Raw genomic sequence first — 17,983 nt, forward strand, 5'->3', positions numbered from 1 at the left:
GCTAGCCTGTACGCCGGCCCGACCGGAGGATCCCGATGCCCAGCCTGCTCGGCACCGACCTGCCGCTGATCCAGGCGCCGATGGCCGGCGTGCAAGGCAGCGCGCTCGCGCTCGCGGTGTGCGGCGCGGGCGGCCTCGGCTCGCTGCCGTGCGCGATGCTGCCGGCCGACGCGCTGCGACGCGAACTCGACGCGCTGCGCGACGGCACCTCGCGGCCCTTCAACCTCAACTTCTTCTGCCATCGTCCGCCGACCGCCGACGAGGCGCGCGAGCAGGCGTGGCGCGACGCGCTCGCGCCGTACTACCGCGAGGCCGGCCTCGATCCGGACGCGGTACCCGCGGCGGTCTCGCGCGTGCCGTTCGACGCGCGCACCGCGCACGTCGTCGAGGCGTACCGGCCCGCGGTCGTGAGCTTCCATTTCGGCCTGCCCGCGCCCGACCTGCTCGCGCAGGTGAAGGCGTGGGGTTCGACCGTGCTCGCCTCGGCGACGACGCTCGACGAGGCGCGCTGGCTCGAGGCGCGCGGCGTCGATGCGGTGATCGCGCAGGGTCTCGAGGCGGGCGGCCATCGCGGCCATTTCCTGTCCGACGACGCCACGCGCGAAGCGGGCACGTTCGCACTGCTGCCCCAGCTCGTGCGCGCGCTGCGCGTGCCGGTGGTCGCGACCGGCGGCATCGCCGACGCGCGCGGCGTCGCCGCTGCGCTCGCGCTCGGCGCGAGCGCGGTGCAAGTAGGTACGAGCTATCTCCTGTGCGACGAAGCGACCACGCACGCGGTGCATCGCGCCGCGCTGCGCAGCGACGCGGTGGCGCATACCGCGTTGACGAACCTTTTCAGCGGCGGCCTCGCGCGCGGCATCGTCAACCGGCTCATGCGCGAGCTCGGCCCGATCAGTCCGCTCGCACCGCCGTTCCCGCTCGCCGCGGCGGCGATCGCGCCGTTGCGCGCGCACGCCGAACGCGCGGGTCGCGGCGACTTCTCGCCGCTGTGGGCCGGGCAGGACGCGAGCGGCTGCCGCGAGATCGGCGCGGCCGAGCTCACGCGCGAGCTCGCTGGCGCCTGAGGGCCGTCCGCGGCCTCCGATGTCCGGCGCCACGACGGACGCGGGCACGTCGACGCGACGTTTCGACCTTCGTCGGACGCGCTTCACGCGCGCGCCGCACGCCGCTACGCTGCGGCGATGACCCGCACGTTCCTGCGCTTCGGCGACGACCGCATCGACATCGCCGCGCGCGAACTCTGGCGCGGCGACCGCCGCATCGACCTGCCGCCGACGGTGTTCGACTGCATCGCCTACCTCGCGACGCACCGCGACCGCGCGGTCGGTCGCGACGAACTCGTCGCCGCAGTGTGGGGCAAGACCGCGGTGAGCGACACGATGCTCGGCAAGGCGATCCTCGCCGCGCGTCGTGCGATCGGCGACACCGCCGAGGCGCAGGCGATCCTGCGCACGGTGCCGCGCTACGGTTACCGCTGGGTCGCGCCGACCGAGGAGGTCGACGCCGGCGCCGCCGCTGCGACGCCGCCCGCAGTCGCGCAGGCGCCATCGCCGGGCGCCATGGCGCCTGTCGCAGCACCCACGCGCCGCCACGGACTCGCAGCGCTCGTCGCCGCCGTCGCGATCGGGCTCGCGCTCGCCACCGGCTGGTTCGCCGCGCGCCATGCCCGCGAAGCCGACGCGCCGCGCGCCGACGCCGCCGCCCCCGCGCGCGGCGACGCGATCGCGGTGCTGCCCGCCGACGTGCTCGCCGGCAGCGACGACGAATGGCTGCGCCTCGGCCTCATGGATCTGCTCGCGACGCGCCTGCGCGCACATGGCGTCGCGGTGATGCCGAGCGACAGCGTCGTGCGCGTCGTCGCCGGCAGCCGCGGCAGCGACGAGGCCGCGCAACGCCTGTCCGGTTCCGCCGCGCTGCGTTCGCTCGTGCTGCCCGCGGTGCGCAGGTCGGGCCACGACTGGGTCGTGCGCGCCGAGCTCGCCGACGTCGGCGGCGCGCGACGCGCGGTGCAGGCCGAGGCCGACAACCCGATCGCCGCGACCGATCGCGCCGCGCAGCAGCTGCTCGCGCTGCTCGGTCGGGCGCAGGCCGGCGACGCACCGCCCGACGCCGACATCGGCCTGACCGAGCTGCTGCAGCGCACCGACGCCGCGCGCCTCGCCGAGAACCTCGAGCTCGCGCGTTCGCTGATCGAGCACGCGCCGCCCGCGCTGCGCGACCTGCCGGAAGTGCGCGAACGCGCGGTCCGCATCGACCTGCGCGCAGGGCGCTTCGACGCCGCGCGCACGGCGATCGCCGCGCTGCTCGAACGCGTGACGGCCGAGTCCGATCCGGTCATGCACGCGCGCCTGCTCGAGAACCTCTGCGTCGCCGACCTGCGCAGCGGCCGCCTGCCCGACGCACGCCGCGCCTGCGACGCGGCGATCGGCCTGCTCGACGGCCGCGGCGAGCCGATCGCGCTCGGCCGCGCCTACAACGACCGTGGCATCCTCGAAGCGCGCGAAGGCCACGCCGATGCAGCACTCGCCGACTTCTCGCGTTCGCGCGTCGCGCTCACGCTCGGCGGCGACCCGCTGCTGCTCGCCCAGCTCGACGGCAACGAGAGCACGGTGCAGATGGCGCACGGGCGCCCGGCCGAGGCGTTGCCGACGCTCGTGCGCGCGGGCGAGACGTTCCGCCGCTTCGGCATGGTCAACGAGTTCATCACCTCGATCGTCAACCAGATCGGTTCGCACCTCATGCTGCTGCAGCCGCTCGACGCGCTGAAGGCGAGCGACGCCGGCTGGGCCGAGCACGCGCGCATCACCGACCCGCAGGTGCGCAGCGCGTTCGAAGCCGCGCGCGCGGACACGCTCGCGGCGAACGGGCGCATCGCCGAGGCGCGCGCCGTGCTCGACGCACTGATCCACCGCACCGACCCGCCGGTCGATGCGGCGCAAGTAGGCCACGCACGCGCGATCGAAGCGCGCCTCGACCTCGCGCTCGGCGACGCGTCGACCGCCGCCGTGCTCGCGCGCGACGCGGTCGATGCGCTCGACGGTGCCGGCGACGAGGCCGACCGCGCGGATGCGTGGCTCACGCTCGTGCGTGCGCTGCACGCGGGCGAGGCGACCGCGGCGACGACGCAGTCGGTGGCGTTCGCGACCTGGGCCAAGGACACCGACGACCCGCGCGTGCGCGTGCGGGTCGAACTCGCGCGCGCCGCGACCGCGGCCGACGCCGGCACGGCGAGCGCCGCGTTCGACGCCGCGCTCGCCGGCGTCGACGGGCGCAGCGAACTCGTCGCCGACGTCGCGACCGCGTACGGCAACGACCTGATCGCCGCAGGCCGGCTCGACGCCGCCGCGGTCGTCGCCGGTCGCGTCGCTCGCGCGGCCGAGCAGGACTTCGACTGCGCCCTGCTGCAGGTGCGGCTGTACCGCGCGCTCGGCCAGGCGTCGGCCTGGCGCGCCGCGCTCGCGCACGCACGCGAACTCGCCGGCGAACGACCGATTCCGGAGTCGCTGCAACGACTTGCACCCGCCGCGGACTGACGCGGAACGGAATCCGAACAGCAACGGAACGCGCCCGGCATGGACGCTGCACCCGCGGGTGCGATGCTTCAGGCGAGCCGCGTCGACCCGGGCGCGCGCCCCCTTCCTTTCGATCGCCCTTGGAGTTTCCGCATGAGTCCTGCCCGTCCCCGCGCCCGTGCGCGCACCCTGCGACCGCAACGCCTCGCCGCCGGTCTCGCCCTCGCCCTCGCCGCTCCGCTCGCCGGTGCGGCGACCGTGACGAACTGCGACGACGCCGGCGCGGGCAGCCTGCGCGACGCGGTCGCGAACGCCGCGGCGGGCGAGACGATCGACGTCGCCGGCCTCGCCTGCAACACGATCGTCCTTACCGGCGGCGCGCTCGCGGTCACGGTCGCCGACCTCACGGTGCAGGGCCCGGGCAGCGGTGCGCTGTCGATCAGCGGCAACGACGCGAGCCGCGTGTTCGAGCAGCCGGCCGCGGGCGCGCACCTGGTGCTGCGCGGGCTCGCGCTCACCCATGGTCATGCGGGCGGCGACGGTGGCTGCGTGCAGGCCGGCGGCGACCTCGTGCTCGACGACGTCGTCGCGAACGCGTGCGCGGCCGGCAGCGCGACGACCGCGCTCGTCTCCGGTGGTGCGGTCGCGGTCACCGGCAATGCGACGCTGACCGGCGGCGCCTTCGACGCCAACCACGTCGACGGCACGCAGCGCGTGCGCGGCGGCGCGATCGCGGTCGGCAACACGCTGACCGTGACCGGCACGTCGTTCACCAACAACACCGCGTGGAGCCATGCCGAGGGCAACCCGAACGACGACGTCGCCGAAGGCGGCGCGATCTTCGCGCTCGGCGACACCCACCTCACCGACAGCACGATCACCGGCAACACGGCGAAATCCGATTCGTACGAGGTGTTCGGCGGCGGCGTCGCGGTCGGTTCGCACCCGGACGACGCGATCGCCTCGCTCGACGTGCTGCGCGGCCACGTGCACGACAACACGACGACGACCCAATGCGGCGTGTGCGCGCCGCAGGGCGGCGGCATCGCCGCGGTCGGCGACACGCGCCTGCGCGACTCGACCGTGCTGAACAACACGGTGTACTCGCCCGGCCACTACGGCGGCGGCGGTGGCGTGCGCGTGTTCAAGGCGACGAGCCTCGAAGTGGACGGCTCGGTCATCGCCGGCAACCACGCGCCGTCGGCGGGCGGCGGCATCATGGGACCGGAACAAGGCGTGGTCACGCTCGACACGACGCTGGTGACCGGCAACAGCTCCGGCAACGAAGCCGGGCTCAACGAAGGCGGCGGCGGCATCCTCTGCCTCGGCTGCGCGGTGGTCCTGCAGAGCAGCACGGTCAGCGGCAACAGCGCGGGCGCGGAAGGCGGCGGCATCTTCATCCATTACGGCGAGTACGCACCGCAGGCGACCGCGATCATCGACAGCACGATCAGCGGCAACACGAGCGGTCGCGAAGGCGGCGGCATCATGCTCGACGGCGGCGATGCGAGCTTCAGCAACAGCACGATCGCGTTCAACACGGCGGCGTCGCGCGGCGCCGGCATCAGCGCGGGCGAGTACACCTACCAGATCGAACTGCAGAGCACGATCGTCGCGAACAACGACACGGTCGGCGCGGCCAACAACGTGTGGGCGTTCCCCGACACGGTCGGCGGCGCGAACAACCTCGTGCCGAACGCGGGCGGCCCTGCCACGATGCCGGCCGACACGATCACCGCCGACCCGCTGCTCCAGCCGCTCGCGAACAACGGCGGCGCGACACCGACGCACGCACTCGGCGACGGCAGCCCGGCGATCGATGCCGGCAACAACGCGATCGGCCTCGTGTTCGACCAGCGCGGCGAGGGCTATCCGCGCGAAGCCGGCGTCGCGGCCGACATCGGCGCCTACGAACGGCAGCCGGTGGTGTCCGACGTGATCTTCGCCGACGGCTTCGACGGTTGACGCTTCGCGGGCGTGCACCCGCCCGCGAGCAGTGGCACTCCCTCCGCCTTGCTGCGGATTTCCGTTCAACGCCGCCCGCCGCGGAACGGCCGATCGCGAGCCTCATCGCGGCCGGCGGCGCTCAGTCTTCCGTCGCCACGCGACGCAGCAACGCGAACGGATCGAAGCGCACGTCGACGCCGGAGGCGAGCACGCCGACCGACTTGATCTGGAAGTCGTCCTCGATGCGGAAGATCGTTTCGCCGAAGGCGATCGTGAGCTGGCCCGGCGTGTCGGTGAGGATCTTCAGGTCGACCGGTTCGCCGCGCGGCAGCTCGACCTTGAACGGCGCGCGCGGCCGGTCCTTGCCGCGCCAGAGCTGCGGCGTGACGAGCTCGGTCGCGCGGTCGACCGAGAGGATGATCGACAGCTGGCGGCGGGCGTCGGCGCCGCCCGCACCGTACAGGTCGATGCGCGCGATCGATGCCCACTTCTCGCTGCGCCGGCCCTTCGCCGCCTTCACGAGGATCGTCGTCGCGATGCCGTCGAAACGGGCGAGGCCGGTGCGCTCCCATTCGCTGTACTGGCCCGCCTCGCCGCCGAGGTCGAAACGGTAGCGCTCGGCCGGGGTGAACTGCGCGAGCGTGGTCGTCGCTTCGCCCTGCACGCGCGTCGGCGGCAGTTCCTGCGGCGGCGGGGCCGCGAGGGCGAGGATCATCGCGAGCGTTGCGAGCATCGGGCCTCCGGAGCGTGTTGAATCCCGGCGCGCGTCGCACGCATCGGCCGGCCTCCACCGCCGATCTTGCCTCGTCCGCGCCCGTCGCGGTACCCATGCGTCGCGGCGTGATCCCTCGCGCCGCGGCATTGCGTATGCCGATGCAACCGTAGAGGACATCGCCATGCGCACCGCCCTGCTGTTCACCACCCTCGCCACCGCCGTCGCCACCGCCACGCCCGCGTTCGGCGCCGACGGCGCGCTCGATCCGACGTTCGGCACCGACGCCGAGTTCCCCGGCTTCGGCTTCTACCTCAACCCTTACGGCAGCACGTTCAACGCCCACCTCGAGACGCTGCGTCGCGCGCCGAACGGGCAGCTCTACCTGATCGGGTCGATGATGGACGAACAGAACGTCTGGCGCACGACGATCCAGCGCCTCGACGCCGACGGCTATCCCGACTACACGTTCGGCGACACCGGCCTGCGCAGCTATCCGCTGCCGTGCGTGGGGGCGAACGCATCCGATGCGCAGATCGACGCGCAAGGTCGCATCTGGGTCGGCTTCAGCGGTTGCGACGATTTCACGATCTACCGCTTCACGCCGTCGGGTGACGTCGACACGAGCCTGCTCGGCACCGGCGTGCTCACGATCGCGTTCGACCTCGGCGACGACGACGCGGACGATGCGCGCCAGCTGGCGATCGATGCGCAAGGCGGCGTGGTCGCCGCGGGCTTCGCCGCGGCGACGCCGGCCCGCCGACTCGCGATCGCCCACTACACCGCCGACGGCGCGCCGGTCGCCGGCTTCGGCGTCGACGGCAAGGCCGACTTCGACGCCCAGAACCTCATCAACGCGGTGCAGGGCCTGCACCTCATGCGCGACGGGCGCATCGTCGTCACCGGCCGCTACGCACCGAACCTGCTGGAAGGCCGACAGACGGTCTTTCGCCTGCAACCGAACGGCGCGGTCGACGTCGGCTTCGGCAACTTCGCGCCGGGCATCGCCCATGCCGACCTCGGCACCGCCTCCGGCGACCTGCAGAAGCGCGTGCTGAGCGAAGGCTCCCTGCTCGAGCCCGACGGCTCGATCCTGCAGGTCGGCACCGGCATCCACTACGGCGGCGCGCATTCGGACTACGACATCGTGCTGGTCAAGTGGCGCGCGGACGGGCAGCTCGACACGTCGATCGGCCCGCTCGGTGCGCGCGCGTACAGTCTCGACTTCGGCGGTGCGAATCCGGCCAACGCGATCGACAACTTCGACCGTGCCTATGCGTTGGCACGCCAGGGCGACGGCAAGATCGTCATCCTCGGCGAAAGCCGCGCACCCGGTTCGCTCACCGGCGTCACGCTCGTGCGCCTCACGCCGTCGCTCGACCTCGACCCGAGCTTCGGCGACGGCGGCAAGGCGCGCTACCTCGCGCAGGTCGCGACGGACGACCTCGACTGCACGTACGCGGTGAATCCGCTGGTCCAGCCGGGACGCATCATCGCGGGCGTGCAGGCCTGCATCGGCAATGCCACGCTGGCGCAGGCGACGATGGGCGTCGAGAACGACCTGCTGTTCGCCGACGGCCTCGACTGAAGCGCGTTCAGCCGCCGCGCCAGGGCGAGATCGTGCAGATGTCGCCGCTGCATTCCGGGTCGTAGACCGCGTCGGCCTGGATCACGTTGATGTAGTAGTCGGTGTCCGGGCGCAGGTCGCACGCGAGCGCCGGGCTCGACGTGTTGAACTGCCAGAAGATCATCATCCCGTCCGCGCTCGGCACGTCGCGCGCGAGGCAGCCCGGCGAGGGCAGCCACCGCGAGAAGTCGCCGCACGCATAACTGATCGCGATCGTCGTGTGCGGGCTCGGCACCGATGCGGGATTGACGAACGATCCGAACATGCCCGGCACCACCGTGGCCGGCGTGTGGAAATGCGCCGCCACGTAATTCCATCGGTGGAACTGCTTGAACACCGGCGCGGCGCCGGTCACGCCCGGCCACGACGTCACGCCGTCGTAGGGATTGTTGTGGCCCCAGATGTCGTCGTACTCGGCCAACGGCACGTCGCGCCGATACGCCGGCTGCGCGCCGTACTGGATGTCCGACTTGAGCAGGCGCAGGCGCTGCGTGCCGTCGGGCACGAGGATCGTGTCGGGGCAATCGGTGATCGCGTCGAACTCGTCGGCGAACACGACTTCGTCCCACGACGGAGGTACGGCGGAACAGGGCACGGCGAGCACGAGCAGCAGGCCGGCGAGGGCAAGACGGATACGCAAGGTCGTAGCCTCCTCTGGGCGACGGGTGGCAAGGAAACGTCCACCACTGCAGAGCAGGCTTTCTGGACGACGTGGGAGAACGGCGGCGAAACCGCAACGCATCATCATGCGCGAGCGCGGATTCCGATTTCGTTCGGAAAACATTGTGCGAGCGTTGGAGCGGCGCGCTCGTCAGTTGCGCCAGGGCGCGACCGGACAGATGTCGCCGGCACACTCCGTATGCGAGTCCTCGTCCGACTGGATGATGTTGACGTAGTAGTCGGTGTCGGTTTCGAGGTTGCAGGCGGTTTGCGGACTCGACGAGCCGAATTGCCAGAACACCATGTAGGCGTCGGCCGTCGGTACGTCGCGGGTGATGCAGCCGGGAGTCGGCAGGTGGTTGGCGAAGTCGCCGCAGGCGCGGCTGATCGCCATCGTGGTGTTTGGCCCGGCGATCGATGCGGGATTCACGAAACGCCCGGAGAAGCCCGGCGGAACCGTCGCCGGCGTCCTGAAATGCGCGCCGATGTAGTTCCAGCGGTGGAATTCCTTGATGACGGGCGCTGAGCCGGTGACGCCCGGCCACGCAGTGACGCCATCATAGGGCGTGTTGTGGCCCCAGATGTTGTCGTACTCGCCGAGGTAGGCCGCAGGCCGGAACGTCGGGAATACACCGTAGGAAATGTTGGAATTGAGCAGGCGCATGCGCGCCGTGCCATCGGGCACGACGGTGGTCGACGGGCAGGTGGCGAAACCTTCGAAGGCGTCGGCGAAGACGACTTCGCCCCACGGCGACGCGGCATGGCCGGGCGCGGCTCCGACCAGAAGGGCGATACACAAGAGACGTGGCTTCACGGAGGGCTCCCCTGGAGCAATGCCGCAATCCCTCGCGTGCGTTCGGTGACGATATACACCAAGTATACCCATCAAGTACAGGTATACGCAGGATATTTTTAGCTCAAGCCATCACAGAACGAGAGCTGCCCGGAGCCGCGGAATGCGCCCCCGGAGCGGCCGGGAAGTCAGTCGAAGCCGTTCGCGAACAGGCGGTCGCCGTCGGCCTCGAGCGCGCCGATGTCCGCGGCCACGCCGTGTACGCGCGCGAACGCGCCGCCACGCTGGTCCGCGCTGAGTCCCTGCGCGTTGTTCCCCGCATCGATCGCGGGGCTGTCCGCACGCAGCAGGTGCGTGCGCGTTCGGCCGCCGTTGTCGCCGAGGCCGACCAAGCGCGGATCGGCGGCGATCGTGTCGGCCGGCACCGGTGAGGTGCCGTGGTTCTCGATGAGGTTGTCGGCGCCGCCGAACGAGGCGCCGAGACCTTCGCCGACGTCGGGCGAACCGGCCGCGCCGCCGTTGCGTGCGATGATCGAACTCTGCAGGTCCGCCGCGAAGCCGGTCTGGAACAGGCCGGCGCCGAGCGGCAGCGCTTCCTGGTTGAAGGCGATCGTCGCGTTCGCGACCGTCAGTGCGGCCTTCGCGTAGACGCCGCCGATCGTCGCCATCGTCGCGCGGTTGCCCGAGATCGTGCTGTTCGCGATCAGCGAAGCGGGTACGGTGTTGCCGCCCTTGAGTTGCACGCCGCCGACGAAGCCGGCTTCGTTGCCGGACACGGTCGAGTTGCGCAAGCTCGCGCGGCCGCCCGCGACTGCGCCGCCACCGCTGCCGAACGGCGAGGCGAGCGCCGCGACGGTGTTGCCGTCGATGGTCGAATAGTTCGCGTCGACGACGCCGGTCACGTACGCGCCGCCACCATTGGCGAAGCCGGCCGAGGCGACGCTGTCGGCGCGGTTGCCGCTGATCGTGCTGTTCGTCATCGTGAGGTCGCCGTGCACGTACGCGCCGCCACCGACCGCGTTGCCGAGCGAGGAATAGACGCGGTTGCCGTCGACGTGGCTGCCGACCATCGCGAGGATGCCGTCGACGAACAGGCCGCCGCCGCGATAGGTGCTCGTGCCGGCGATGCCGACGACCTTGCAGTCGCGGATCGCGACATCGGTGAGTTGCACGTTGCCGCCGGAGTAGATGCAGCCGCCGGAGAGGAAACCGCTGCCGTTGCGCAACGTGAGGCCGCTGATCGTGAGCACGCCGGCTCCGGTGTGCTGGAACACGCGGTCGTACGCGTTGCCGTCGATCGCGAGGAGGCCGGATCCGGGCCCCTGCACCGTGACGAAACTCGGCAGCTCGATGCGACCGGTGGTCAGCGTGATGAGGCTGCACTGCAACTGGCCGAGATCGATCACGTCCGTGTTGCCGGCCGCCTGCGCCGCCGCGCGCAGGCTGCCCGTGCCGCCGTTGAGGCAGTTCGTGACCGGGATCGTCGCCGCGCCGGCGGTGGCGCCGCAGAGGAGGAGCACACCGGCGGCGAGCGGTCGCAACGCAGGCATCGGCGGACGGGCGAAGCGGGACATGACGACCTCGACACGGACAGGGATGCTGCGTCGAACGCCGCAGCGCCCGTACCTCGGACACGCGTGGCGGTCCGTGCTGAACTTTCCGCGCGTCGCACGCACCAAACCACGGAGAGGCGCGACCGCGCCGCTGTCCGGGAGGGCCTCATGTCGAAGTCCGTCGCCGTCGCATTCACTCTCGCCGTGGCCGCGGGCGTCGCGCGCGCCGACGAGGCGATTCCGAACCCGCTGATCGACTACGACGGCTTCCAGCGCATCGTCGCGTCGTCGAAGGACGAACGCGAGTCGCACCGCCTGAGCGAAGTGGCGTTCCTCGCGCGCATGCGCGAGCCCGGCGTGATCGTGCTCGACGCGCGCAGCGAAGCGCGTTACCGCATGCGCCACGTCAAGGGCGCGGTGAACCTGCCGTTCACCGAGTTCACCGCCGAGTCGCTCGCGCGCGTCGCGCCGCGCACGGACGCGAAGATCCTCATCTATTGCAACAACAACTTCCGCGACAGCCCGCAGGCGTTCGCACCGAAGGCGGCAACGGCGTCGCTGAACCTGTCGACCTGGACGTCGCTGAAATCCTACGGCTACACCAACGTCTACGAACTCGGCCCGCTGCTGTCGGTCGATGCGACGCGCATCCCGTTCGAAGGCAGCGAAGTGGACTGATGCGCGCAACGCGCGTGCCGCGCAGCGGCGGCACGCGCGTTCGCAGGGGCGGTCAGTTCGACGGCGGCGGCAGTGCGAGCGTGAGCGACCAGACGAAGTCGCGCAGCACGTAGCCGGACGGTGGCGGTTGCGGGGCGCCGATGATGAAGTTCGGGTTCTGCTCGTTGCCCGCTGGGTTGATCGACGACAGGTTGTGGCAGGTGATGCACGACGACTTCGCCATCGCCTGCGGGTTGCCCGCGTTGTCGCCTTCGATGATCGAGTTGCCGAGGCGCGTCGGCTTGCCGCTCGCGTCGAGGAAGTCGACCTGCACGCCGTCGAGGCGATAGTTGAACCATTCCGGCGCGAGGTTCGCCTGCACCATGAGCGCCTTCAGCGCCGCGGTCTGCTGGGTCGACGCACCCTGGCTCGTCGCCGGGCTCGAGCCCCACGGGTCGTTGCAGCCGAGCACCTTGCAGCGCTGCGGATTGGTCGTCGTGTTCTGCGGCTCGAACGTCGCCCAGATCCACTTGTCGATGAGCTTGGAGATGAGGTGGATGCCGCCGAGCGCGTAGCAGGTGCCGCCGACGTTCTCGACGTGCACGCCTTGCGGCGGGTTGTTGCAGCTGCCGAGCTGGATCCAGTCGGCCTTGATCTCGACCGCCGGCGCGGGGAACTTGAACACGTTGCCCGCTTCGATGAACTTGACCTGCCCCGGCCGCGTGTTGAGGCCGTTCGCGACGATGTACTGCTGCGCGTCCGGATTGAGGCGCGCCTCCTCGCAGATCGTGCGCCCGCTCCAGGTGTTCGAGTTGCAGTTCTGGTTCGCGATGTCGGGCAGCGCCGCGTGCGCGTTCGCGGCATCCTTCGCGTCCTTCGCCTTGCCCTTCTTCTTGTCCTTGCCCATCGCGTCGGCCTGCGCGCGCAGCAGCGCGGCGAGTGGACTCATGTGGAAGCGCGGCCGCTCGCCCGCGGCGAGCGCGGCGCCGCCGGCGCCGTACAGCTGGTTCTGCTCGATCCAGGTCTGCCAGGTCACGTACGGGTACTGCACGGTGTTGACCGGACAGGTCGCCGCGACGAACAACTGCCAGGCCGTCTGTTCCGGCGTCGAAGCGACCGACGTCGGCGGCGAGCACGCAGGCGAGGCGCCCTCGGCCGCGCGCGCATCCATTCCCAACACTCCGCACAACATCAACGACGCGCCGGCGAGGCCGCGCGCGACACAGGTGGCTCCCTTCATGGTGCATCCTCCGGTAGCTGGCGTGGGACATACGGGGACGCGCCGGCGCGGCCACGGGCAAGCCGATCGAATACGCGAGACGGTTCGAAGATCCCCCTTGGCGCGACCGCTGGGCGGCGCCGCCACATCGTATCAAAACATCCACAGTAATACAGGTGTATTGGTATACCTCAGTGCGGCGAATGGATCAGCGATGCTGAGGCCTGCCGCCACGCGAGCCGCGCCAGTGGCCCGGCATCGGCGCGCACGAGTGGCCCTGTTCGGCCGGCGTCGCGCGGCGCAGCCTCGGCTCGCGCGCACCGTGCGCATGCCGAGGGCTGCACCGATGATCGCCTTGCACTTCCTGCCTGCCGCGGGCCTCTCGCTCGCATTCGCCTGCTGCGCGGTGACCGCCGTGGCCGCGCCGCCGGACGCACCGAAGGCCGCGCAGGACCTGTCCGGCCTGCACGATTTCGACTTCGCGGTGGGCGACTGGCGCGTGCACCACCGCCTGGTCAGCGCGAAGACACGCCAGTGGATCGAATTCGACGGCACGATGAGCACGCGCAAGATCATGGAAGGCTTCGGCAACGTCGAGGACAACGTGCTCGATTCGCCGAACGGCCGCTACCGTGCCGTCGGGATGCGCGCCTACGATCCGAAGACCGGCTCGTGGGCGATCTGGTGGGTCGACGGCCGCGATCCGCACGGAGCGATCGATCCGCCGGTCAAGGGTCGTTTCGAGAACGGCGTGGGCCGCTTCTATTCCGACGGCATGGTCAACGGCAAGCCGGTCCGCACGCGCTACCAGTGGTCGCACGCCGATGCCGACCACGCGCACTGGGAACAGGCCTCTTCATCCGATGGCGGCAAGTCCTGGGAGACCAACTGGACGATGGAGTTCACGCGCCGCTGAAGAGGCCGCTGGTCCGGACCTCCCCACCTGTCCATTCGTGCTTCACGGCCCCTTCGGCTTGATGCGACCGTTCTCCACGAGCCAGAGGTGGCCGCCGGTCGCGAGCATGATCGGCTTGGGATAGCTGAGGCTGAGGAACACGTCCATCGGCACCGGCAGCTCGCCTTGCGTACGGTTCTCGAGCCTCACGTAGAGCTCGGCGTCGTTGTCGGCCATGCTGATGCAATCCTTCGAGTACGCCTCGCTCGACACGAGCCGCGTGCCGTCCGCGGAGACGTCGAAACGCAGCAGAGGGCCGAGCGGGATCACCTTCGCACGATCCGACTCCGGGAACAGGTAGACGTCCCAGCGCTGCTCCGCGCCGGGCAGGATCACCGTGCCGAACGCGGCGCCGCACAGCTCGTCCGCGTTGGCGAGCGCGGTCTGCCGCGCGCGGTACATCGCGGCTTCGGCTGCATCCGGCGCGCGCGCGGGCGCGGTCGTCACCTGCGGCAGCCCCTTGCCCGGCGGCGGCAACAGCACATCGGCTTGGACATGCGCGACCGCGTCGGCGTCCTCGACGAACAGGCTCACGCGCGTGCCCTGCGGCAGTTCGGTGATGATCCAGCCGCCGACGTCGGGCAGCGGTATCGCGATGCCCTGCGCCGCCAGCGCATCGCGCGCGCGCTGCGCGGCCTGGTCCTGGCGGTAGATCGCGCGCCCCGCGGCTTCGACGCGCGCGATGGCCGAAGCCTCGGTGGCCGATGCCGCCCGCGGCGCGAGCGGTGCATTCACCTTCGGCGGCGCCGGCGCGCATCCGGCGAGGACGAGGACCGCGGCGGTCAGGACTAATCGGACAGGCACTCATCACCTCCGTGGCTGGCGCACGCAGCATAGGCCGACCGCGTGGACGCGTCGATGCGACGCACGCTCCCGCCGGGCGCTCAACGCCGCTTCGCGTCCTGCACGAATTCCTCCTTGAACGCAGCCGGATCGAGCGCGACCGAGAGGATCGTGTGGCAATGCGGACAGTCGTAGCTGACGCCGCGCCACTGCTTCGTGCTCGCCTGGATCGGCATCGCGCGTGCGTTGACGTGGTCGACCGGCTTTTCGCATTTCGGGCACTTGGACGACATCGGTGCGCTCCTTCCAAGGCGTGCGGTACCGGCTTGGAACCGGCACGTCCGCGCGAAGTTCCATCGCGGCTCGCGCCGACGCGCCGGCGCAGGGGAAACGGCGGGGACGCGGCGTACTCATGCGCCGGATGCGGCGTCCAGCGCGACCGCGGCGCGCACGAGCCGGCGAGCGACCGTCGCGCCGATCACCATGCCTTCGCGCAGGTCGAGCGTCGCCATCTCGTACTTGCCGCCGGGCTTGAGGCGCGGCTCGATCGCGCGCAGGCGCTGTCCGCGCCAGAAGCCGAACAGGACGCGCCGTTCCTCGGCGCGGATGAGCAGGACGGGCCCGTCGCCGATATAGACGAGGTGCCCCCACTTGATCACCTCGTCGAGGTTCGCGGCGCCGCGCACCGCCGCGCGCAGGTGTTCGACGCAATCGCGCCGCCAGCCGTCGAGCGCGTCGACGTACGCGTCGGGATCCTTCGCCGCCACCGCCTTGCCCATCGCCATGTCGTCGCTTCCGCGATCGCCGGGGGTCGTGCGTCGCAGCGTACACGCGACCACGCCGGCCCGCGGTGCAGGCATTGCGCGCATGGCCGCGCGGATCCGCGCCGACGACGTGGAGCGGCAGGCCGGCGCAGACCGTGTCGCGCGCGCGACCGCGGCCCGCGCGCGCCGCTATCATGCGGCGCATGACGCACGACACGACCGCGCTCAATCGCGAGCGCCATCGCTTCGAAGGCGCGACGCAGGTGTGGCTGTTCGGCTACGGCTCGCTGATCTGGAAGGCGGACTTCGATTTCATCGAGCGCCGCCGCGCGCGCCTGTACGGCTGGTCGCGCCGCTTCTGGCAGGGTTCGCACGACCATCGCGGCACGCCGGACGCGCCGGGACGCGTGCTCACGCTCGCGCGCGAGGCCGGCGCGACCTGCGTCGGCGCCGCCTACCTCGTCACGCCCGCCGTGTTCGATGCGCTCGACCAGCGCGAGAAGAACGGCTACCTGCGCCACGTCGAACCGCTCGAGTTCGACGACGGCGAGCGCGCGGACGGCCTCGTCTACATCGCCGACGAACACAATGCGGCCTGGCTCGGACCGGCGTCCGACGCGGCGATCGCGCGCCAGATCGCCGACGCGCACGGCCCGAGCGGTGCCAACCGCGACTACGTGTTCCACCTCGCCGAAGCATTGCGCGCCGAGGACGCCGACGACGCGCACGTGTTCGCGATCGAGCGCGCGCTGCGCCAAATCGCCGCCTGAGGCGACGCTTCGCGCCGGCGCACGACGCGTGGTATACCGGCGCGCAGCGGCGCCGCGCCGATCGGAGCGCGGCCGCGAACCGCGTCCTCCGTCGACGGATGTCCGCCATGAAGCGATGCCTCGCCTGCCTCGCGCCACTCCTGTTCGCCGCGCCGATCGCGCACGCCGACACGCCACTCGCGACCGCCGCAGCGGGTGCGCTCGCGCACCTGAAGACGACCACCGCGTCCAACGGCTGGGTCTACGCCGCCTTGGGCACGCAGTCCAACGGCACGGGTGGCGTGACGATCCTCAGGTCGACCGATGGCGGCGCGAACTGGAGCCCGTTCGCCGCGTACTCGGCGTTCGACAGCGACTACAACGGCGTCGATCTCGTCGTCAGCGGCAACGACGAGGCGAGCCTCGTGCTCGACGTCGCCGTGGTGAAGTCGCCGTCGGGCCCGACCTCGACGCTCACGGTCGACCGCTACGACGGCGCCAGCGGCACGCCGCTCGGCACCGCGTTCGCGTTGTTCAGCACCACGCACATCAAGGACGTCGCGATCGCCTCGGATTACCGCAAGCCGGGCGTCGGCACCTCGCCCTACAGCGTCGCGATCGCCTGGTCGCGCTTCACGCCCTCGCAGGACGAGATCGGCTATGCCGTGAGCACCGACGGCGGCGCGACCTACGCAACTACGCGCACCGTCGCCGGCACGTCGGCGACGTTCGGCCGCGTCGCGCTCGCATACGGCCGCAGCGCGAGCGGCTCGAACGGCCGCTACTACGTCGCCTGGGAACGCTTCGCGGCGGTCGACGACGTCGACGGCAGCATCTGCGAATCGCGCAACACGAGCACGGTCAGCAGCGCGTTCATCACGCCGGTCACGGTCAACCGCGCACCAGGCTCGAGCAACGACCCGTGTACGCCACCCGGCGCGCCCGCGCCGACGGAGTGCGACGCCGGCAGCGATCCCTGCCCCGAGTTCCCGGTCGTCGCAGCGACCGAAGGCGCCTGCCGCGCGCCGTCGATCGCCGTGCAGTACTCCGACGTCGACAACCCGATCGGCAGCAATACGACGCTCGTCACCGCGACCTGCGACCGTGCGCCCGGACTCGGCAACGTGGTCGGCTTCTACAACATGCGCGGGCACTACACGAATTTCTGGGGCCAGTTCGCGCCGACACCGGTCGGCAGCGGCGACGAACGCGATGCGCACGTCGTCTACGACGACCACGACGCGACATTCCTGCTCACCTACGTCGATCGCGCCGCCCATGCGCTCGTGTTCAAGTCGAACGGCTTCGAATTCGCCGCGCCGAACGCGTGGACGCTCGGCAACGCCAACTACGCGGATCTCGTCGACGGCATCGACGATGCCGCGCCGCGCGTCGGCTTCGCGCCGCGATCGGGGCTGCCGAACTTCGCCTGGATCCGCCACGCTGCCGCGAACGACGTCGCCTACTTCGATCGCGGCGACCGCATCTTCGCCGACGGCTTGGACTGACGCGAACGATCGACCTGCGCGGCCGTCGTGCCATGTATGCTCGTGCATTCGACGGAGCGACCACGATGGCCTGGACCGACGCGCAGATCGACGCGTTCTTCGACCGCTGCAACGAACGCCTGGACGTGTTGCAGGATGCCGCGGAGGCCGAGTACGGACTGGGCCACTTCGATCGATGGACCGCGGACGTGGATGCGGGCGTGCTGCATTTCCACGCCGACGGCGGCGATGTCGATGCCGACTTCTATGCGGTCGGCTCCGTCGCCGGCGATTCGTTCCAGTGGGCCTGGTCGAACACGACGTTGCCGCCGGCGCTGCGGACGCGCTCGGAAGGCCTGAAGGCGCTAGCCGAAGAGGCGGGCCTGGAGATCTTCGCGCTGCGCAAGTGGAGCGAGGCGGGCGAGCAGGAAGGCTGGGACATGGTCGCGATCGCGCTCGAGCGGCTCGGCGGCGTCGCCGGCTATCGCCTGCCCGGCGCGGACGCGGACCTCTACGTCGTGATCACCGCATTCCGCGATCAGCGCGACCGCCGCGTCGGCTGACG

The 17,983-nt window shown here is 71.0% G+C and carries 17 protein-coding genes; 9 read left to right on the forward strand and 8 right to left on the reverse strand.

Features of this window, described 5'->3' with window-relative positions; all coding sequences use genetic code 11:
- The first annotated feature begins 35 nt into the window (after window positions 1-35).
- From FHW12_RS14100 to FHW12_RS14110, 3 genes are all read left to right on the forward strand, one after another.
- Window positions 36-1,064: an NAD(P)H-dependent flavin oxidoreductase gene (locus FHW12_RS14100; RefSeq protein WP_182531664.1), complete on the forward strand. Its 1,029-nt coding sequence runs from the start codon at window positions 36-38 to the stop codon at window positions 1,062-1,064.
- A gap of 117 nt (window positions 1,065-1,181) precedes the next feature.
- Window positions 1,182-3,533: a winged helix-turn-helix domain-containing protein gene (locus tag FHW12_RS14105; protein ID WP_182531665.1), complete on the forward strand. Its 2,352-nt coding sequence runs from the start codon at window positions 1,182-1,184 to the stop codon at window positions 3,531-3,533.
- Between the two features lie 132 nt (window positions 3,534-3,665).
- Entirely contained in the window at window positions 3,666-5,477 is a 1,812-nt protein-coding gene (locus FHW12_RS14110; RefSeq protein ID WP_182531666.1) for a choice-of-anchor Q domain-containing protein, read from the forward strand.
- A gap of 121 nt (window positions 5,478-5,598) precedes the next feature.
- Here the strand turns inward: FHW12_RS14110 and FHW12_RS14115 are convergent, their stop codons facing one another.
- Window positions 5,599-6,192 (reverse strand): hypothetical protein, encoded by a 594-nt coding sequence (locus FHW12_RS14115; RefSeq protein ID WP_182531667.1) that lies wholly within the window; start codon window positions 6,190-6,192, stop codon window positions 5,599-5,601.
- Window positions 6,193-6,355: 163 nt separating this feature from the next.
- Between FHW12_RS14115 and FHW12_RS14120 the strand changes: the two genes are divergently transcribed.
- On the forward strand, window positions 6,356-7,759 hold the full coding sequence (locus tag FHW12_RS14120; RefSeq protein WP_182531668.1) for a hypothetical protein: 1,404 nt from the start codon (window positions 6,356-6,358) through the stop codon (window positions 7,757-7,759).
- Between the two features lie 7 nt (window positions 7,760-7,766).
- On the opposite strand, the gene FHW12_RS14125 is transcribed toward FHW12_RS14120, so the two are convergent.
- From FHW12_RS14125 to FHW12_RS14135, 3 genes are all read right to left on the reverse strand, one after another.
- On the reverse strand, window positions 7,767-8,438 hold the full coding sequence (locus FHW12_RS14125; RefSeq protein ID WP_182531669.1) for a hypothetical protein: 672 nt from the start codon (window positions 8,436-8,438) through the stop codon (window positions 7,767-7,769).
- A gap of 171 nt (window positions 8,439-8,609) precedes the next feature.
- Window positions 8,610-9,272 carry a hypothetical protein gene (locus tag FHW12_RS14130; protein ID WP_182531670.1) on the reverse strand — a complete coding sequence of 221 codons (663 nt, stop codon included), beginning with the start codon at window positions 9,270-9,272 and terminating at the stop codon, window positions 8,610-8,612.
- A gap of 167 nt (window positions 9,273-9,439) precedes the next feature.
- Window positions 9,440-10,825 (reverse strand): choice-of-anchor Q domain-containing protein, encoded by a 1,386-nt coding sequence (locus FHW12_RS14135; protein WP_182531671.1) that lies wholly within the window; start codon window positions 10,823-10,825, stop codon window positions 9,440-9,442.
- A 147-nt stretch (window positions 10,826-10,972) separates the two neighbouring features.
- Between FHW12_RS14135 and FHW12_RS14140 the strand changes: the two genes are divergently transcribed.
- Entirely contained in the window at window positions 10,973-11,482 is a 510-nt protein-coding gene (locus FHW12_RS14140; RefSeq protein ID WP_182531672.1) for a rhodanese-like domain-containing protein, read from the forward strand.
- A gap of 52 nt (window positions 11,483-11,534) precedes the next feature.
- Here FHW12_RS14140 and FHW12_RS14145 read toward each other — a convergent pair whose 3' ends face one another.
- Window positions 11,535-12,632: a hypothetical protein gene (locus FHW12_RS14145; RefSeq protein ID WP_220484457.1), complete on the reverse strand. Its 1,098-nt coding sequence runs from the start codon at window positions 12,630-12,632 to the stop codon at window positions 11,535-11,537.
- A gap of 394 nt (window positions 12,633-13,026) precedes the next feature.
- On the opposite strand from FHW12_RS14145, the gene FHW12_RS14150 reads away from it, so the two are divergent.
- Window positions 13,027-13,596: a DUF1579 domain-containing protein gene (locus tag FHW12_RS14150; protein WP_220484458.1), complete on the forward strand. Its 570-nt coding sequence runs from the start codon at window positions 13,027-13,029 to the stop codon at window positions 13,594-13,596.
- Window positions 13,597-13,638: 42 nt separating this feature from the next.
- On the opposite strand, the gene FHW12_RS14155 is transcribed toward FHW12_RS14150, so the two are convergent.
- The 3 genes from FHW12_RS14155 to FHW12_RS14165 form a co-directional block, all read right to left on the reverse strand.
- Window positions 13,639-14,439 (reverse strand): hypothetical protein, encoded by an 801-nt coding sequence (locus tag FHW12_RS14155; protein ID WP_182531674.1) that lies wholly within the window; start codon window positions 14,437-14,439, stop codon window positions 13,639-13,641.
- An 80-nt stretch (window positions 14,440-14,519) separates the two neighbouring features.
- Window positions 14,520-14,711: a hypothetical protein gene (locus tag FHW12_RS14160; RefSeq protein WP_182531675.1), complete on the reverse strand. Its 192-nt coding sequence runs from the start codon at window positions 14,709-14,711 to the stop codon at window positions 14,520-14,522.
- Between the two features lie 117 nt (window positions 14,712-14,828).
- On the reverse strand, window positions 14,829-15,203 hold the full coding sequence (locus FHW12_RS14165; RefSeq protein ID WP_220484459.1) for a DUF1801 domain-containing protein: 375 nt from the start codon (window positions 15,201-15,203) through the stop codon (window positions 14,829-14,831).
- 182 nt (window positions 15,204-15,385) lie between these two features.
- On the opposite strand from FHW12_RS14165, the gene FHW12_RS14170 reads away from it, so the two are divergent.
- The 3 genes from FHW12_RS14170 (at window position 15,386) to FHW12_RS14180 (ending at window position 17,981) form a co-directional block, all read left to right on the forward strand.
- Window positions 15,386-15,952, forward strand: coding sequence for a gamma-glutamylcyclotransferase (locus FHW12_RS14170; protein ID WP_182531676.1), 567 nt, complete (start codon window positions 15,386-15,388; stop codon window positions 15,950-15,952).
- Window positions 15,953-16,059: 107 nt separating this feature from the next.
- Window positions 16,060-17,439, forward strand: a complete 1,380-nt coding sequence (locus tag FHW12_RS14175) for a hypothetical protein (RefSeq protein WP_182531677.1) — start codon at window positions 16,060-16,062, stop codon at window positions 17,437-17,439.
- 65 nt (window positions 17,440-17,504) lie between these two features.
- On the forward strand, window positions 17,505-17,981 hold the full coding sequence (locus FHW12_RS14180) for a DUF6882 domain-containing protein (protein ID WP_182531678.1): 477 nt from the start codon (window positions 17,505-17,507) through the stop codon (window positions 17,979-17,981).
- The last annotated feature ends 2 nt before the right edge of the window (window positions 17,982-17,983 follow it).

Source organism: Dokdonella fugitiva (genome assembly GCF_014138265.1).
In the GTDB taxonomy this organism is placed as follows: Bacteria; Pseudomonadota; Gammaproteobacteria; order Xanthomonadales; family Rhodanobacteraceae; genus Dokdonella_A; species Dokdonella_A fugitiva_A.